Raw genomic sequence first — 16,002 nt, 5'->3', positions numbered from 1 at the left:
TGGCAGGGCCTCATCGCGAGCAAGCTCGCTCCCACAGGATCCGGCGGTGTGTTCATGACCGCATACTGGAGACTGATATGCCGGCAATGTTCGATCTGATCAATTTCACCGAACAGGGATGGGGCAGTGCGCTGTTGAAGGGGCTCTGGATGACCCTGCAGATTTCCGCCGGGGCCTTTGTGCTCGGGCTGGCCATCGGGCTGGTGGTGGCGTGCCTCAAGCTCGGCGCGCCGAAGCCCATCGCAGCGCTGATGCGCGGCTACACCACCTTGTTCCGCGCGGTGCCGGAGTTGCTGCTGATTCTGTTGCTGTACTACGTCGGCTCCATGCTCCTCAACTCGCTGATGACCCGACTTGGCTACGGCGTGGTGAATGTCAGCGGCCCGCTGGCGGCCATCGTCGTGCTGGGGCTGGTGCAGGGCGCCTACGCCTCGGAGATTTTCCGCGCGGCGATCCAGGCGATTCCTTTCGGCCAGATCGAAGCGGCCAAGGCGTTCGGTCTCAACGGTTTCGGTCTGTTCCGCCGGGTCACGCTGCCGATCATGGCGCCTTACGCCATGGCCGGGATGGCCAACCTGTGGATCAACCTGATCAAGGACAGCGCGCTGATCAGCGTAGTCGGCACCAACGAGCTGCTGTACACCGCCAAGCAAGGCGCGGGTTCGACGCGCCACTACCTGTTGTTCTACCTCACGGCTGCCGCGCTGTACTACGCGGTGACCCTGGTGTCGAACTATCTTTCGGGACGGTTGGAGCGACGCATTCGTCGCTGGATGCCTCTTGTTGACTGAACCGGCAGAGAGAATGAAATGATTCCAGCGTGGATAGTTGAATACGGGGCCCTGTTGGGCCGGGGGCTGCAAACCACCCTCATCATTCTGTTGGTCTCCAGTGTGTTCGGTTACCTGCTGGCGGTGCTGGTGGCGCTGGCGCGGATCTCGAAAAACAAGGTGATCGCCAAGGTCAGCCTGTTCTACACCAGCGTCACGCGCGGCACGCCGTTGCTGATCCAGATCTACATCTACTACTACGGGCTGGGCAGCCTGTTTGCCCAGTTCCCGCTGATTCGCGGCAGCTTCCTCTGGCCTTACCTGCGCGATGGCTACTGGTACATCGTGTTCGCCCTGGTGGTGTCGATGGGGGCCTATGTCGGCGAAGTGATTCGCGGTGGCCTGCTGGCGGTGCCCAAGGGTGAGATGGAAGCCGCGTCGGCCTTTGGCATGACCGCGCGCCAGTCGTTGCTGCGGGTGCGCTTGCCCCGGGCCCTGCGCCTGCTGTTGCCGACACTGGCGGGGGAAACCGTGATGCTGCTCAAGTCCACGGCACTGGCCTCGACCATCGCCGTGATCGACCTGCTCGGCGCCGCCAACGTGGTCCGCGCGCAAACCCTGCAAGTGTACGAACCCCTGTTGCTGGTGGCCGGGGTCTACGTCTGCCTGACCTTCCTGATCGAAGCGCTGTTTGCCTTCGCCGAGCGGCGCGGAACGCCCGTGCGCAGGTCCGCCTGATGAGCTCGTCCAGCGTCGACCGCTCGCTGCAGGGCATTGGCCTGTGCACTCTGGGTTATGCGTTCCTGTCGTTGCAGGATGCAGTCATCAAGTGGCTGGTGGCCGATTATTCGGTGGTCACCATTCTGTTCTGGCGCGCCGCCGTGGTGGTCGTGGCCGTGTTGCTGGCGGGGCGTTCGCGCGTTATCCAGCGGGCCTGGCATTCACCGAGCCGGCGCCTGCTGGTGGTGCGCGGCTTGCTGTCGATTGTCGCCTGGGTGCTGTACTACACGGCGGCCCGGGACCTGACCCTGGCCGAGATGACCACCCTGTATTTTTCCGCGCCGATCATGGTCACGGTGCTGGCGGCGGTGATTCTCAAGGAGCGCGCCAGCGGCTGGCAGTGGTTCAGCCTGATCGTCGGATTCGTCGGAGTGGTCATTGCCTGTCGCCCCGACCACATGACCGAGCCGTTGCCGATCGTCCTGACCCTGCTGGCGGCGATGTGCTGGGCGTTCACCTACATCCAGCTACGTCAGGTGGATGACCAGACCTCCGTGCTGGAACAGATGCTGATCACCAACGTGGTGTTTGTGATTTGCATGGCGGTGGCGCTGCCGTGGACTTACACACCCTCGCCGACACCGGCCTGGCTGGGCATGCTCGGTGCCGGGCTGGTGGGCGGCATCGGCCAGTTCCTGCTGTTCGCCAGTTTCCGCCGCGCCACCGCGACCTTGCTCGCGCCGTTCGAATACACCGGCTTGATCTGGGCGTTTGCCCTGTCGAGCCTGGTCTGGGGCACGCTGATGGACACGTCACTGATGATCGGCGCCGGGTTGATCGCCGTCAGTGGCACCCTGGCGATGATCTTCGGCCGGCATCCGTCACAGGACGTCGTCGGTGCTGAATGCTCCGTGACGCAGCCCCTTTATCCAGCAACGGCAGATATGCAGTCCGTTGGCAGCGCTGAAGGTCTCGGGGTTCAGGCACCACTCGAGCCAGAGACCGTCGAGCATCGCCGATAGGCCGATGGCGGCCAGGCGCGTGTCGTGAATCACAAAGCCTTCGCTGGCCGCCAGTTCATCGAGCAATTGGCTGAGCAGATCGATGTAGGCGCGGTAGGTTTTTTCATGGGACTGGCTGACGTGTTCGGAGTGACGGATCAGGCTCCAGAACACCACCCACACCCCGAGCAGTTTCGGGTCCATGACCCGGGGGGAAAACGAGCCGACGAGGAACGCATCCATCTTCTGTGCGGGGGTGCCGGCCTGTTCGATTTCCTGGAGCAGGGCCGTGGTCAGTTCGCTCGCAAGCCGCTGGTAGGTGTCGGCGATCAGTGCCTCGATGCTGCCGAAGTGATGGTTGAGCAAACCCACGGACACCCCGGCTTCGGTAGCGATGCGCCGCACGGATATCCCGGCGTGACCGTCGCGGCCCAGGCAGCGCAGCGTGGCCGCCACCAGCATTTCGCGGCGGTCTTCGGGTTCGGCGCGACGGTTTTTCTGGGCATCGGTTGTCACAAGGCTGTCCCTGGATGAGCTTCCACGCTGTCGAGCTTAGTTGAACACCTGTTCAATCACCAGCCTCGACAGCCGCGATACAGCGTTTTTCAACGGTCATGACAGGAGGGAAAACCAATGCCGCAGGATATTTCGTTCAGTGTCAGCAACAACAACGGCGATGCCGTGCGGGTCGGCGCCTGGCGCTATGCCGGCGACGGCAGCGGGCCGAACGTGCACCTGCAGGCCGGGGTGCATGCCGATGAAATCGCCGGGATGCTGGTCCTGCATGTGCTGATGCAACGGCTACAGATCGCCGAAGCCCAGGGCCGGCTCAAAGGCCAGGTGACCGTGGTGCCACAGGCCAATCCACTGGGTATCGGACAGTTTCGCCAGGGCCGGATACTCGGGCGTTACCACGACGCGACCGGGCACAACTTCAATCGCGCGTTCGACCAGTCGGCGGCCATGGCGCGACCTTCGACCTGCGTCCAGCAATGGCAAAAGCAACTGGTGCAACTGGCCGCCCCGGCCGACGTGATGCTCGACCTGCACACCGATGACGAAGCCCTGCCGTACCTCTACGTACACCGCAGTTTCTGGCCCCGCGGCCGCGAACTGGCGGCGGCGATGAAGATGGACGTGGCGATCATCTGGGATGACGGCGGCGATGGCTCCTTCGAAGAAACCATCATCGCCCCGTGGCTACGCGACGGTGTCACAGCAGGGCGCATGGCCGCGACCCTCGAGCTGCGCGGGCAGGGCGACGTCAACGACCGCTTCGCCGAGTCGGATGCCGAAGGGCTGTACCGCTGGCTGTGCGCGTTCGGCGTCATCGATGAGTCCGTGGCGCCTGCAGACTGGCCTGTCGAAGCCGTGGAAATGGGCCACATGGAAACCATCATCGCCCCGCAACCCGGCGTGCTGATCTTCGAAAAAGAGCTGGGAGATTTTGTCGAAGAAGGGCAGCGCTTTGCCCGGATTCTCAGGACCCCGGGCGACCCGTCCTCCGAAGTCGTCCTGCATGCCGAACAAGCGGGGCGCCTGGTGACGCGCTATCGCGACCGACTGATCGCCCAGGGCATGGGCGTAGCGAAATTCACCGGCAGCCGGATGTCGCGTCACTGGAGTGGCGGGTTGCTGGATCCGAACTAAGCCTGCTTCGCGAGGGCGTTGGCCAGGTAATCGGCAAACGCCCGTGCCGCCATCTGCGTTGTGCGCCCCAATGGAAAGTACGCATGCACCGGCAGGTCAGCCATTTTCCGCTCAGGCAGCAGTTGCAGCATATCGCCGCGGGCGCAGACCCATGACGTAGTTGAGATCATGCCAAATACATTTTTACAAAGCTTAAGTGCTCTCAGCGATTCCAGGTTTGAATTGCGTCGTAAATTTTATGAATAAGGCACTCTAGGTCTGAGTGTTCGGGGAAAGAGGAATCAAAGCTGCTAAAGGTTCTTTCAAATTTCCTCGCTATCGAAACCTTTGACTTGCTTGTGGTAGGTTTAAGGCGTCCATCTTCTAATTTGTAGTAGCTGCTGCGAAATGTTTTTGGGAGATAACTTTCGATTGTATAACCTTGGGTTAGCCAGCAGAAATTGTCTGGACGCACTTTATTTTTGAAGTCGTCCCATATCGCTTTTTTGGCGTGATTTTTTTTAATGCAAATTTCTATGCCATGATTATTGCGCACAAAATCCAAGTCGCGGTCCATTATTACTATAGAGTTCCTATTTACGCTAAAAATGTCGATTAAGCCTGGCGCTTCACTTGCACTGAAATGGCTTAGCATTGCGCCGCCATAAAAGGCGAAGCTAAATTGAAGGTTCTCTAAAGGTAGTGTATTTCCATGTTTTTCGCACCAGAGAGTCATCCAATGCAACAGGTAGATACGATCCGACGCCCCTTCTACCCATATTACTCCGTTCGCTTGGAATACGTCGCTGGGTCTTACTCCAAGTCCGGACATGGCTATTGCGGGCTGGGTAAGCTCTACAATGCCATAGCCATCTACTTCAAAGAGTTTTGCCTTTGCTCCCTGCCAACTAGCAATGTCGATAAGGATAGGGGAATGGGTGGAGAGGAAAAGTTGGAGCTTTTTTCTTTCGGTAATCTCGCATATTCTTTTAATAAGTATCCTTTGAAGCGTCGGGTGAAGATGGGTTTCGGGTTCCTCAATAACGCATATTTCTTTATCGTTTCGAGAATTAAGCCAAGCGATCAAGCCACCGTATGCACGCCACCCTGAGGGTAGCATTTTCATTGAGATATGATTACGTTGCAGTGCATCATCATTCAGACTTACCCCCAGATAGCCTTTTTTCAAGACGTTAATGGGTTCCAATAGATTGATTTTGTGTACCTCAGCATTTGGTGGCATACCGTATGTTACTTGTCCTTTCGGCAGTGGATACGGAGCAAGTCCAACAAGATGTTTAGCGTCGGCGTTCAACGCTGCAGCAAAGTCCACAGGTTTAACATCGGTTTCATCATGTGCATTGCGCCAGCTAACTTTAGCTGATAGTAAACCTATAACATCATTTAGTTCTTTTTGTGGTTTTGATGGTTTTTTGAGTAATATTCCAGAGAAATGCTTTTGTTTTGTGGGTGTTTTGACTGATAAAACCATGCCGAATGCGTCGATGTCTTGTTGATTAAAGTACGCAGCGATACTGGAGTTTCCATGAAAATGGATGGTGAAGGTCGATGCCGTAGAGAAATTCATGTTTTCTCTCGCGACCGTTTTTAAAGTATTAACATCAACTATGGCGCGCACCATGTCTAATACTGTGGACTTGCCGCCTCCGTTCGGGCCAACAAAAATATTAACATCGGAAGTGTTGTGTTGCTCTACTATCACCTTGTCGAAAGACTGGTCCTGAATGTCATTGTTTAGGTTGAGTTTGCGGAGGCCTAATAACCCGAAGCTTTTAATGTGCAATTTGCTGTGTCCGGTGTGTTGTGTTGTATAGGGAGGAGTTGGCAGGTGACTCATCAGCTTAAGTTTGAGGCTGTTGTCTTGCGTTTGGTGTCTGCTTTTTTACTGGTCGATGGCACGTCCATAGGGTTTATTGTACTTGTGTGAAAGTGGGGCAGGCTAGATAGTGAGCTGCTAATTTTTCATGAAAAAACTGTTTGAGTCCTGTTCGGATCAAAATTAAACTATTATCCCTTAACATGTTTATTGGTTTTTTGGTACAGCCCAGCCAACGCCAAAACTATGGCGAGGGAGCTTACTCCCTCGCCATAAATAACCGTATTTAAGCCGGATCAATCTGATCCAACACCCGATTCGCCGTAATCTCCGCCAGCATCACACTATTGGAAATCCCCAGCAGGGCATTGCGCGACCCACCATCCAGATGATCCACTAACTGATGCACCATCACATCGACCGAGGCCAGCGTCTCGACCAGATACACCATCAGCGTTTCGGTATCGGCCTCGGGGTCGACGGTAAACAGAGTGCCAGGCGTGCGCGGTGTGGCCTTGATGTCGGCGGTGGAGGGGACGTGGAAGGCGGATTCGGCGGCTTCGTTGAGTCTGTTTGAATCGGGTTCGCAGGGGGATGTCGGATCGGTGTCCGGCGGGTTGGGGGTGACCTTGAACATGGCAACTCTCCGTCTACGAGTTAAAGCTGCACCATTCGGTTCCAAGCGAAGGGTGGCAGCTGTACGCAGGTTGGAACCCGGGGTAAACGGAACCCGGCAGACCCGAAGGTCTCCCACGCACAGCCGCCATAACGGAGTACAGGCTCAAAAGCATGCAAGCATTGTTATGAAGGGCGTCATGCACCGTTTACTCATCAGGGTTCCAAGCCTGATCGCTGAATTGGCAGCGACGCGGACACGATAGAACCCGGACCTAGGGCGCACAAGCCGGCGGATTCTGGCGTACCCGTAGGCAACGACGCAAGGTCTTGTAGCCCGCCGGAAATACCCTAAAACCTTTTTAAACAAGCGCTCGTGGGCAAAGTCGAGCGATCCCCACGCAAGCAAAAAACATCCCCGGCCAACTGAATTCCGGCTTTCGTGTATCGCTGTGTATCAGCGCACGAAATCCGACTACAACCCTACAAAACCCACTCATCACGGATACAGCCCGGATACACCACTGGGGCCAAATAGACCTGCCAAAGCGAGAAGCACAACGCAGCTCGCAACCAGGTTCATCAACCCTTGTGGTACGACCAATAGTGGTCCCGCCACGTCATTGATCCGGAGTATCAACATGTCTCGTATCCAGTCGAACAAAACCCGTATTGGCCTGATCGCTGTAGCACTGGTCGGCGGTATCAACTTCGCGTCCTCGGCGTTTTCCGCCGAAGCCCTGCCTCAAGGCTATCAACTTGCCTCCGCCGAGAAGACCAGCGAAGGCAAGTGTGGCGAAGGCAAATGCGGTGCCAGCGAAGCCAGCGCGCAAAAGACCCAGGCCGAAGGCAAGTGCGGTGAAGGCAAGTGCGGCGATGCGTCTTTCGCCCGCACCGACGCCGACCATGACGGCCGCGTGTCGCTCAAGGAACTGCTGGCCGTGGCCCCCAAGGGCACAGAGGAATTCAAGGCGATGGACGCCAACGGCGACGGCTTCCTGTCCGAGGGTGAGGTGTACAAGTTCCGCACCAACCAGTACACCTCCAACGGCAAGAAAGTGCCGACCGAGCTGTTTACCAAGTTGAGCCAGGCTAAAGACTGATTCGCCGCAAACGAAAAACCCTTCCTGCGTTGAGGCGCAGGAAGGGTTTTTTGCGTGGGGAGTAGTGGTTTGGTCGTCAGGCGGAAAATTGCACTCTACTTGACCACCGGCTGCATCGGATTTGACCAGCAGGCTTTGTAACCATGACCGGCAGAGAACGGCCGCTCGGGTATACATATAATTCCACGGTCTACAACTATTACCGTAACTGTTCACCCACAAAAGCCTCATAATCGCATGGTTTTTGTTTTTTTAGAGGATTTCCTTGCCACCGAGCTAACCGACGTTCTAGGCTCGGTCTGCTCTCGGATATACGGCATCCATCAAATAGCTCATAGGGACATTGGCTGTGGTCAAGAACGTACTGATGATCGTTGGCTTCCTTGCTCTAGCTGGTTGCGCAAACCCCTACGCCAAAAGCTACAAATCACTTTCTGATCCGGGATATATCGCCGCCTATCGAACAGGTCCCGCCCCTTTGGAACCGACCTTGGCGCTCGGCGTAAACCCGGTTCAGGACGTTCAGACGTACTATGAAAATAGCTATGAAGCACTTGGCTTTAGTATGTTCAGCGATGAGTTGTCGACACAGCAAAAAGCAATTGAGCAAGGTCGGGCAGTTGGTGCTGACCTGGTTGTCTACTACGAGCCCGTTTACCAGCGCACCAACACCCAAGCTGTACCGATATCACTTCCCACTCAGCAAACTGTGAGTAGTTATGGGCAAGCGACCGCTTACAACAATTATGGCGGATCAGCCACCGCATATGGTTCATCGTATGGAACTGTTTCCGGGCAACAATGGACTGCGATCCAAGTTAGCCGGGATAGCTATTTTCAGACCGCCACGTACTACGTCAGGACCAACCAGCCCTTAGGGCTGCATTTCCGCGCACCTACAACTGCGGAAGCGCAAGCTCTTGGCACACAGCGTGCGGTTGTGATCACCTCTATTGTGCGCGGCTCTGCTGCCTATCAAGCGGATCTCCTTCCAGGAGATACAATTCTTAAAGCTGATAATCTTTCCGTTGACCAAATTCCTAACGCTGCCGATTTTGTACGCGCGCGCCAGGGAAAGACGGTCGACGTCATGCTTATTCGTAGCGGCAAATCCATAATAAAGAAACTAACAATACCGTAGCTCAGGCCGATGTGGCGATTGCACAGGTTTGCTCACCCGTTTGTAATCAAGCTGACCAGCCAATTTGCGCCAGGACATACCACCATGCATTGAGGCCATGTACGGCAGTGAACGACCCTGAGTAGACGATCCGATATTTCTACAGTACTAGGGGTGATTCAGACTGCACTGCCAAGCTGAGCAGGCTGGCTAGGAAAATAGGACTTTCTGATTCTGGCAAACGAACTGAATTGTCCTTAGGAGTGGAAACTGCTCAGAGACCGCAGCCTTTTCAATGCGCAGCTTACTAAGTGTTTCTGTGATTTGAAGAAGTAGATCGGATGCCATCCACACTTGACCACCTGCAAGCGTCCGACTATTAGCCTTAGCTCCGAGGCCGAAAAGCGCGATCTGCTCAATGTGATCGGGAATTTCAATGCCAGCGAAAAGCTGTGGGATGTACCTCTTTCCAGCCTCAAATTTCTTTAAGTACCGAGCCTCGCGCTTCTCCCACGAGTTTGCATCCATCGATGGTTCGATATGAACAAGATGTTTTGTTTTCGGATTGAACGCAACCACATCTAGCTCACACTCCCATCCACCATTTCCCCGCTTGCCAACATGAACATTTTTGCGCACAAAATAGCCTTTATACTCGTACCACTCAGAAACTAACTGTTCAAGATGATTCATGGAAAAGTCCGAAGTTTATGTTGTTGGGCGGGCTTTAGCCCATCCCGAATGAGCACAACGAACGGCTTGAATGTTGTTAGGCGTCTTTTACCGATGCAATCAACTCTTTAAGTTCTTCAACCGAAAATGGTGGATCACTTCTGTGAAGCATGGCATGGCAATTGGGGCAAACAGGGCGCAAATCTTGGATTGGGTCAACAATATATTGCTCGCGCCGGGCTGAAATCGGAAGCAAGTGATGTACGTGCATAAAACCTGCTCCAACAGAACCATACACCTGCTCAAATTTAAATTTGCAAACAACACAGCTCAAGCCATAGTGTGCCAAACAAGCTGCTCTTGCTTTCTCATTTCGTTCGTACGCGTTTACGAATACTCGCTTTGATGCTCCTTCGAGGTATTCTGATACTTCATCAGGGAACCCGGGCGCCCCACCTTCGGGTTGGAGCGATATAGCATTCCGCGTCAAATCTACTTCCCAGTAAGTACGATCTTTGCCAGATGGCACCGCATCGATTTCATTACATACTCGAATATATGCATCTTCAATTTCTGCGCTCTCGACTGGCTGCCCTAGGATCTGGGTTATCCTCGGTGTAGTAACGCTTCCGTTCTTGTGTGGAAAGGCAGAGTGCTTTTCAATTGTGCAATTACTATACCCAACAAAGCGACTGGGGCAGAAAAAATACTCATTATTGATTTTTCCAACTACGAAGATTTTCCCAAGGCGGAGCCGCTCTGAGAAATATTCACGGTACTTTTGACGTTCGCTTGCCTTGTAGCTGTTGAATCTAATTAGGTTTTCCTGAATTTCTTGTACTGAAGTTATCAGTTCCACTGTTTCTTCCTCGATGCCTAACTACTATTGGGCGACAGTAATTTCGTATAGCGTTCCTTGTCATCCTGTAAGCACTTGTCTAGCGTGGATGGAGTCGCAGCAAGCGCGACATAGCCCACGGAGAAACGCAACATGGATGGCGGCAAGCTCAATTGTGGTAAAGAGCTAGTGCAGCAGGTCGACGCTACCGATTTGCCATCATGATGTCCACCGACTCATCTTGGCCGATCTCTGCCCGTCGCCACCGTCAGCCTTGGGTCGTTTTCTACCAGTCATAACCATAAAGCGCGGCAGTCAACTCCATACCAATACCTCCTCAGCTCGAACGCAATCAGCTGACCAAATCCATCCACCCCCCATCAAGCTTTAACCCACCGCTGTCGACTCCAACTACTCAACCCATCAACAGCAAACACCAACAGCAACATCGCCAAAATCACCGTACTAGCCTGAGCCTCCTGAAACAGGCTGAGGCTGACATAAAGCATCTGCCCCAAACCGCCAGCCCCAACAAACCCCAACACGCTCGCCATGCGAATGTTGTTCTCCCAGCGGTACAAAATGTACGCCAACAGCTGCGGAAACAGGTTCGGCAGGGTGCCATAGCAAAAGGCCCAGACAACATTGCCGCCCTGCAATCGAATGGCTTCGGCCGGTTGTGGCGGGGTGTTTTCCAGCGCTTCGGCGAACAGGCGGCCGAGTACGCCGGTGGTGTGCATGGCCAGTGCCAAGGTCCCGGCGTTCGGGCCGAGTCCGGCGGCCAGTACCATCAGCGCGGCCCACACCAGTTCGGGAATGGCGCGCAGGCCATTGAGTACAAGTCGCGACGCGCTCTGCAGCAGCCAGCCGAAGCGCCCGGCCGCCGGCAGCGCCAGCAGCAGGCCAAACACCGCTGCGAGCAGGGTGCCGAGGGCGGACATCGCCATGGTTTCCACGGCGCCTCGGCCGATGGCTTGCAGGTGGCCGGCGCTCAGGTCCGGGCTGAGAAAACGCAGCACGTAGGCGCCCATCTGCTTGAGGTTGCCGCTGCCTGTCAGTTCGCCGAGGTCGATGCCCAGATAGCGGAACGAGGCGACGACCGCGGTGCCGATGCACAGGATCAGCAGCAGGTTGATCAGGCGGTTCATGCGAACCTCCAGCGCAGCAGGCGACTGATCTGGTCGGCGAACAGCACCAGGACGAAGAAGGTCAGCAGCATGCTCGCCACTTCACCGCCGGCGAACATGCGCAGTGACAGGTCGATCTGCTGGCCCAGTCCGCCGGCGCCGACGAAGCCCATCACCACGGACGCGCGGATCGCGCATTCCCAGCGGTACACGGTGTACGACAGCAACTCCGCCGCGACATTGGGCAGGATGCCGTAGCAGAACGCCGCCAACCGGCCACTGCCGGCTTGCAGCAGTGAGTGGGCGGGGCGCTGGTCGACCGACTCGAAGATTTCCGCGTAGACCTTGCCCAGCATGCCGCTGTAGGTGATGGCGATGGCCAGCACCCCGGCGGTCGGGCCAAGGCCGACGGCGCGCACGAACAGCAGGGCCCAGACGATTTCCGGCACGCTGCGCAGGAAGATCAGCAAGCCGCGCACCGGCCAGCGCAACAACCGGCCCAGGGTGCTCGGGCGGCCGCTGTGTGAAGCCGCCGACAGTGACAGGGCGCGGCTGGCGAGCAGGCTGGCGGGCACGGCCAACAGCAAGGCCAGGGCCATGCCGGCGGTGGCGATGGCCAGGGTTTGCAAGGTGGCTTGCCACAGCAGCTGGAGGAACTCTTCACCATGGGCCGGTGGCCAGAAGGCCGAAACGAAACGGCCCATTTCACTCTGGCTGTCGGCCTGGAGCAGCACGCCCAGGTCCAGTTCGCTGAAGTGGATGCCGGGCCACAGCAGGGCCAGCGCCAACAGGCTGAGCAGCAGGCGGGGCAGGGTGGCCGGGTCTCGTGTATCGCGCGTCAGCATCGGGGAATCTGCAGGCTCAAGGGCGCCACCGGAGCGGGCGGGGATTGCAGTTGCTCGTTGGCGTAGAGCTTGTCGAGCAAGTCGTGGTCGACGTCGGCAGCGGGAAGATCGAAGAGGATCTGGCCGTCGCGCAAACCGATGATGCGAGAGAAGTTGCTCAGCGCCAGATCCACCGCATGCAGGCTGGCGACCAGGGTCACCTTGTGTTCCCGGGCGTGGCGGCAGAGGATCGACAGGGTGTGCCCGGCCAGCACCGGGTCCATCGCCGACACCGGCTCATCGGCCAGCAGCACGTCGGGGGCCTGGTACAGCACGCGGGCAATGCCCACGCGCTGCAGTTGGCCACCGGACAGTTGCTGGCACTGGGCGAACAGCTTGTCGCCCAGATCGAGTTTGACCAGGGCCGCGCGTGCGCCGGGCACATCCACCGGATGCAACAGGCTCAGCAGGCTTTTGGCAAACCCCCACTGCCCCAGTTTGCCGGCCAGCACCGCCGTGACCACGCGCTGGCGCGGTGGCAGCGGCGGCGCCTGATGCACCAGGCCGATGCGTGCGCGCAGGCGTTGGCGCTGTCGGGCGCCGAGCTGCCAGGCGTGCTCGCCGAGCACCTCGACCGTGCCGCTGCCGGGGCGCAGGGCGGTGGCCAGCAGGTTCAGCAGGCTCGACTTGCCGGCGCCGGACGGGCCGATGATCGCCACCTGCTCACCGGCGCCGATGTGCAGGTCGACCTCATGCAGCGCCCGCACGCCCGTGTCGTGGGTGAGGCTGACCCGGTTCAGATGCAAGGTCATTTCAGCAGGTCGGCAGCGCGCGCGGCTTCCTCGATGCCCTTGTAGTTCTCAGGCTTGGTCTCGATGAAGCGGCTGGCGGCCTGCAGGTCGAGGATCGCCTTTTGCTCAGGGTTGGCCGGGTCGAGCGCGAGGAAGGCGGCCTTGATTTTCTCGGCGAGAGCCGGGTCGAGGGTGCCGCGCACGGTCCAGTTGTAGTCGAAGTAGGCCGGCGTGGTGGCGAAGACCTTGACCTTGTCGGTGTCGACCTTGCCGGCCTTGACCAGTTTTTCCCAGACGCTGGCGTTGAGCACGCCGGCATCCACTTTGCCCGCCTGAACCCAGGCGACGGTGGCGTCGTGGGCGCCGGAGTAACCGACGCGGCTGAAATAGGTTTCCGGCTTGATGCCGTCCTGCAACATGAAATAACGCGGCATCAGGCTGCCGGATGTCGACGAGACCGAGCCGAAGGCGAACGATTTGCCCTTGAGGTCGGCCAGGGATTTGACGGCCGGGTCGGCGGTGATGAATTTGCTGGTGAACTGGGCATCCTGCTCACGCTGTACCAGGGGAATGGCATTGCCGGTTTTCAAACGCGCCTGCACGAAGGTGAAACCGCCCAGCCAGGCCATGTCGATACGGTCGGTGGCCAGCGCCTCGACTACCGCCGGGTAGTCGGACACCGGTACGAACTCGACCTTCATGCCCAGTTGCTTCTCGAGGTATTCGCCCAGTGGCTTGAACTTGCGCAGCAATTCGGTGGGGGCTTCGTCGGGAATGGCGCTGACCTTGAGGGTCTCGGCCGCCTGTGCCAGCAGGGTGGAAAGGGACAGGGTCAGGCCGACGGCCATAGCCAGGGTACGTTTGAGCATGGAAGTTCTCCGGTTCAATAGCGGAAAAATGTCGATGCGCCCCGCACAAGCTGATTGCTGCACGACGCTTCGTGAGGGTAGACGAAAACGGCGCGATTATAGGGGCTACGGCGTACTTGACCAGCCTGCAACATGAGAGATGCGCAAAACCTGTGGGAGCGAGCCTGCTCGCGAATGCGGTATGTCATTCAACATTGATGTTGACTGAACTGACGCTTTCGCGAGCAGGCTCGCTCCCACAGGGGGTTACGGTACTCAGGACTTTGGACAACTCACATCCGCGCCAACGCCTGCGCCAGGTCCGCGCGCAAGTCTTCGACGTCCTCAACCCCCACCGACAACCGCACCAACCCATCACCAATCCCCAGCTCTGCCCGGGTATCGGGCGGGATGGTGGCGTGGGTCATGATCGCCGGGTGTTCGATCAGGCTTTCCACGCCGCCCAGGCTTTCGGCCAGGGCGAAGATCTGCACGTTCTCGAGGAAGCGTTTGGCACCGGCCAGGTCGCTGTTAAGGTCAAGGGAGATCATCCCGCCGAATCCGCGCATTTGCCGCTGATAGACGAAAACGGCGCGATTATAGGGGCTACGGCGTACTTGACCAGCCTGCAACATGAGAGATGCGCAAAACCTGTGGGAGCGAGCCTGCTCGCGAATGCGGTATGTCATTCAACATTGATGTTGACTGAACTGACGCTTTCGCGAGCAGGCTCGCTCCCACAGGGGTTACGGTACTCAGGACTTTGGACAACTCACATCCGCGCCAACGCCTGCGCCAGGTCCGCGCGCAAGTCTTCGACGTCCTCAACCCCCACCGACAACCGCACCAACCCATCGCCAATCCCCAGCTCTGCCCGGGTATCGGGCGGGATGGTGGCGTGGGTCATGATCGCCGGGTGTTCGATCAGGCTTTCCACGCCGCCCAGGCTCTCGGCCAGGGCGAAGATCTGCACGTTCTCGAGGAAGCGTTTGGCGCCGGCCAGGTCGCTGTTGAGGTCGAGGGAGATCATCCCGCCGAATCCGCGCATTTGCCGCTGGTAGACGAAAACGGCGCGATTATAGGGGCTACGGCGTACTTGACCAGCCTGCAACATGAGAGATGCGCAAAACCTGTGGGAGCGAGCCTGCTCGCGAATGCGGTATGTCATTCAACATTGATGTTGACTGAACTGACGCTTTCGCGAGCAGGCTCGCTCCCACAGGGGGTTACGGTACTCAGGACTTTGGACAACTCACATCCGCGCCAACGCCTGCGCCAGGTCCGCGCGCAAGTCTTCCACATCCTCAACCCCCACCGACAACCGCACCAACCCATCACCAATCCCCAGCTCTGCCCGGGTATCGGGCGGGATGGTGGCGTGGGTCATGATCGCCGGGTGTTCGATCAGGCTTTCCACGCCGCCCAGGCTCTCGGCCAGGGCGAAGATCTGTACGTTCTCGAGGAAGCGTTTGGCGCCCGCCAGGTCGCTGTTGAGGTCGAGGGAAATCATCCCGCCGAATCCGCGCATTTGCCGCTGGTAGACGAAAACGGCGCGATTATAGGGGCTACGGCGTACTTGACCAGCCTGCAACATGAGAGATGCGCAAAACCTGTGGGAGCGAGCCTGCTCGCGAATGCGGTATGTCATTCAACATTGATGTTGACTGAACTGACGCTTTCGCGAGCAGGCTCGCTCCCACAGGGGGTTACGGTACTCAGGACTTTGGACAACTCACATCCGCGCCAACGCCTGCGCCAGGTCCGCGCGCAAGTCTTCGACGTCCTCAACCCCCACCGACAACCGCACCAGCCCATCGCCAATCCCCAGCTCTGCCCGGGTATCGGGCGGGATGGTGGCGTGGGTCATGATCGCCGGGTGTTCGATCAGGCTTTCCACGCCGCCCAGGCTCTCGGCCAGGGCGAAGATCTGTACGTTCTCGAGGAAGCGTTTGGCACCGGCCAGGTCGCTGTTGAGGTCGAGGGAAATCATCCCGCCGAATCCGCGCATTTGCCGCTGGTAGACGAAAACGGCGCGATTATAGGGGCTACGGCGTACTTGATCAGCCTGCAACATGAGAGATGCGCAAAACCTGTGGGAGCGAGCCTG

15 protein-coding genes and 5 pseudogenes are annotated in these 16,002 nt (G+C 57.8%); 6 read left to right on the top strand and 14 right to left on the bottom strand.

What is annotated here, in order from left to right; genetic code table 11:
- Window positions 1-77 precede the first annotated feature (77 nt).
- Genes AC3WJW_RS23820 through AC3WJW_RS23810 form a run of 3 tightly spaced genes read left to right on the top strand, consistent with a single transcriptional unit; the run spans window position 78 to window position 2,512 of the window.
- The gene (locus AC3WJW_RS23820) at window positions 78-791 is read left to right on the top strand and encodes an ABC transporter permease (RefSeq protein WP_493727630.1); all 714 of its coding nucleotides are present in this window, start codon (window positions 78-80) and stop codon (window positions 789-791) included.
- Between the two features lie 18 nt (window positions 792-809).
- On the top strand, window positions 810-1,508 hold the full coding sequence (locus AC3WJW_RS23815) for an ABC transporter permease subunit (RefSeq protein ID WP_015095644.1): 699 nt from the start codon (window positions 810-812) through the stop codon (window positions 1,506-1,508).
- On the top strand, window positions 1,508-2,512 hold the full coding sequence (locus AC3WJW_RS23810; protein WP_493727629.1) for a DMT family transporter: 1,005 nt from the start codon (window positions 1,508-1,510) through the stop codon (window positions 2,510-2,512). Before AC3WJW_RS23815 ends, AC3WJW_RS23810 begins: the two co-directional genes overlap by 1 nt.
- Here the strand turns inward: AC3WJW_RS23810 and AC3WJW_RS23805 are convergent.
- Window positions 2,468-2,953, bottom strand: a pseudogene (locus AC3WJW_RS23805) (TetR family transcriptional regulator C-terminal domain-containing protein); the annotation flags it as partial. The gene AC3WJW_RS23810 and the pseudogene AC3WJW_RS23805 overlap by 45 nt on opposite strands.
- 171 nt (window positions 2,954-3,124) lie before the next feature.
- Between AC3WJW_RS23805 and AC3WJW_RS23800 the strand changes: the two are divergent.
- The gene (locus AC3WJW_RS23800) at window positions 3,125-4,141 is read left to right on the top strand and encodes a M14 family metallopeptidase (RefSeq protein ID WP_493727628.1); all 1,017 of its coding nucleotides are present in this window, start codon (window positions 3,125-3,127) and stop codon (window positions 4,139-4,141) included.
- On the opposite strand, the gene AC3WJW_RS23795 is transcribed toward AC3WJW_RS23800, so the two are convergent.
- The 3 genes from AC3WJW_RS23795 to AC3WJW_RS23785 form a co-directional block, all read right to left on the bottom strand.
- Complete coding sequence (locus tag AC3WJW_RS23795; RefSeq protein ID WP_493727627.1) at window positions 4,138-4,311, bottom strand: hypothetical protein; 174 nt, start codon at window positions 4,309-4,311, stop codon at window positions 4,138-4,140. The genes AC3WJW_RS23800 and AC3WJW_RS23795 overlap by 4 nt on opposite strands.
- Before the next feature lie 32 nt (window positions 4,312-4,343).
- A complete protein-coding gene (locus AC3WJW_RS23790; RefSeq protein WP_493727626.1) occupies window positions 4,344-5,924 on the bottom strand; it encodes an ATP-dependent nuclease in 1,581 nt (526 codons plus the stop codon).
- Window positions 5,925-6,243: 319 nt separating this feature from the next.
- The gene (locus tag AC3WJW_RS23785) at window positions 6,244-6,594 is read right to left on the bottom strand and encodes a DUF6124 family protein (RefSeq protein WP_493727625.1); all 351 of its coding nucleotides are present in this window, start codon (window positions 6,592-6,594) and stop codon (window positions 6,244-6,246) included.
- Window positions 6,595-7,213: 619 nt separating this feature from the next.
- On the opposite strand from AC3WJW_RS23785, the gene AC3WJW_RS23780 reads away from it, so the two are divergent.
- On the top strand, window positions 7,214-7,675 hold the full coding sequence (locus AC3WJW_RS23780) for an HvfA family oxazolone/thioamide-modified RiPP metallophore (RefSeq protein WP_116265222.1): 462 nt from the start codon (window positions 7,214-7,216) through the stop codon (window positions 7,673-7,675).
- 349 nt (window positions 7,676-8,024) lie between these two features.
- Window positions 8,025-8,816, top strand: a complete 792-nt coding sequence (locus tag AC3WJW_RS23775; RefSeq protein WP_493727624.1) for a PDZ domain-containing protein — start codon at window positions 8,025-8,027, stop codon at window positions 8,814-8,816.
- A 189-nt stretch (window positions 8,817-9,005) separates the two neighbouring features.
- Here the strand turns inward: AC3WJW_RS23775 and AC3WJW_RS23770 are convergent, their stop codons facing one another.
- The 10 genes and pseudogenes from AC3WJW_RS23770 to AC3WJW_RS23725 form a co-directional block, all read right to left on the bottom strand.
- Complete coding sequence (locus AC3WJW_RS23770) at window positions 9,006-9,488, bottom strand: hypothetical protein (protein ID WP_493727623.1); 483 nt, start codon at window positions 9,486-9,488, stop codon at window positions 9,006-9,008.
- Between the two features lie 76 nt (window positions 9,489-9,564).
- Window positions 9,565-10,326 carry an HNH endonuclease gene (locus AC3WJW_RS23765; RefSeq protein WP_493727622.1) on the bottom strand — a complete coding sequence of 254 codons (762 nt, stop codon included), beginning with the start codon at window positions 10,324-10,326 and terminating at the stop codon, window positions 9,565-9,567.
- Window positions 10,327-10,685: 359 nt separating this feature from the next.
- Window positions 10,686-11,453: a phosphonate ABC transporter, permease protein PhnE gene (gene phnE, locus AC3WJW_RS23760; RefSeq protein WP_493727621.1), complete on the bottom strand. Its 768-nt coding sequence runs from the start codon at window positions 11,451-11,453 to the stop codon at window positions 10,686-10,688.
- On the bottom strand, window positions 11,450-12,277 hold the full coding sequence (locus AC3WJW_RS23755) for a PhnE/PtxC family ABC transporter permease (protein ID WP_493727620.1): 828 nt from the start codon (window positions 12,275-12,277) through the stop codon (window positions 11,450-11,452). The genes phnE and AC3WJW_RS23755 overlap by 4 nt, the downstream gene beginning before the upstream one ends.
- Complete coding sequence (locus AC3WJW_RS23750) at window positions 12,271-13,068, bottom strand: phosphonate ABC transporter ATP-binding protein (RefSeq protein ID WP_493727619.1); 798 nt, start codon at window positions 13,066-13,068, stop codon at window positions 12,271-12,273. The genes AC3WJW_RS23755 and AC3WJW_RS23750 overlap by 7 nt, the downstream gene beginning before the upstream one ends.
- Complete coding sequence (locus tag AC3WJW_RS23745; protein ID WP_102702713.1) at window positions 13,065-13,916, bottom strand: putative selenate ABC transporter substrate-binding protein; 852 nt, start codon at window positions 13,914-13,916, stop codon at window positions 13,065-13,067. The genes AC3WJW_RS23750 and AC3WJW_RS23745 overlap by 4 nt, the downstream gene beginning before the upstream one ends.
- A gap of 272 nt (window positions 13,917-14,188) precedes the next feature.
- Window positions 14,189-14,476, bottom strand: a pseudogene (locus tag AC3WJW_RS23740) (PLP-dependent transferase); the annotation flags it as partial.
- A gap of 191 nt (window positions 14,477-14,667) precedes the next feature.
- Window positions 14,668-14,955: pseudogene (locus tag AC3WJW_RS23735) on the bottom strand (PLP-dependent transferase); the annotation flags it as partial.
- Window positions 14,956-15,147: 192 nt separating this feature from the next.
- Window positions 15,148-15,435: pseudogene (locus AC3WJW_RS23730) on the bottom strand (PLP-dependent transferase); the annotation flags it as partial.
- A gap of 192 nt (window positions 15,436-15,627) precedes the next feature.
- Window positions 15,628-15,996 (bottom strand): annotated as a pseudogene (locus tag AC3WJW_RS23725) (PLP-dependent transferase); the annotation flags it as partial.
- Window positions 15,997-16,002: the final 6 nt, after the last annotated feature.

Source organism: Pseudomonas sp. GW821-FHT07G06 (assembly GCF_058986625.1).
The sequence above is the reverse complement of the archived record's forward strand: the minus strand, read 5'-3'. Positions and strand labels throughout refer to the sequence as shown.

Bases quoted from the DNA above. Each gene is read 5' to 3' on its own strand.
- AC3WJW_RS23820 (WP_493727630.1), top strand. From the start codon at position 78: ATGCCGGCAATGTTCGATCTGATCAATTTCACCGAACAGGGATGGGGC.
- AC3WJW_RS23815 (WP_015095644.1), top strand. From the start codon at position 810: ATGATTCCAGCGTGGATAGTTGAATACGGGGCCCTGTTGGGCCGGGGG.
- AC3WJW_RS23810 (WP_493727629.1), top strand. From the start codon at position 1,508: ATGAGCTCGTCCAGCGTCGACCGCTCGCTGCAGGGCATTGGCCTGTGC.
- AC3WJW_RS23800 (WP_493727628.1), top strand. From the start codon at position 3,125: ATGCCGCAGGATATTTCGTTCAGTGTCAGCAACAACAACGGCGATGCC.
- AC3WJW_RS23795 (WP_493727627.1), bottom strand. From the start codon at position 4,311: ATGATCTCAACTACGTCATGGGTCTGCGCCCGCGGCGATATGCTGCAA.
- AC3WJW_RS23785 (WP_493727625.1), bottom strand. From the start codon at position 6,594: ATGTTCAAGGTCACCCCCAACCCGCCGGACACCGATCCGACATCCCCC.
- AC3WJW_RS23780 (WP_116265222.1), top strand. From the start codon at position 7,214: ATGTCTCGTATCCAGTCGAACAAAACCCGTATTGGCCTGATCGCTGTA.
- AC3WJW_RS23770 (WP_493727623.1), bottom strand. From the start codon at position 9,488: ATGAATCATCTTGAACAGTTAGTTTCTGAGTGGTACGAGTATAAAGGC.
- phnE (WP_493727621.1), bottom strand. From the start codon at position 11,453: ATGAACCGCCTGATCAACCTGCTGCTGATCCTGTGCATCGGCACCGCG.
- AC3WJW_RS23755 (WP_493727620.1), bottom strand. From the start codon at position 12,277: ATGCTGACGCGCGATACACGAGACCCGGCCACCCTGCCCCGCCTGCTG.
- AC3WJW_RS23750 (WP_493727619.1), bottom strand. From the start codon at position 13,068: ATGACCTTGCATCTGAACCGGGTCAGCCTCACCCACGACACGGGCGTG.
- AC3WJW_RS23745 (WP_102702713.1), bottom strand. From the start codon at position 13,916: ATGCTCAAACGTACCCTGGCTATGGCCGTCGGCCTGACCCTGTCCCTT.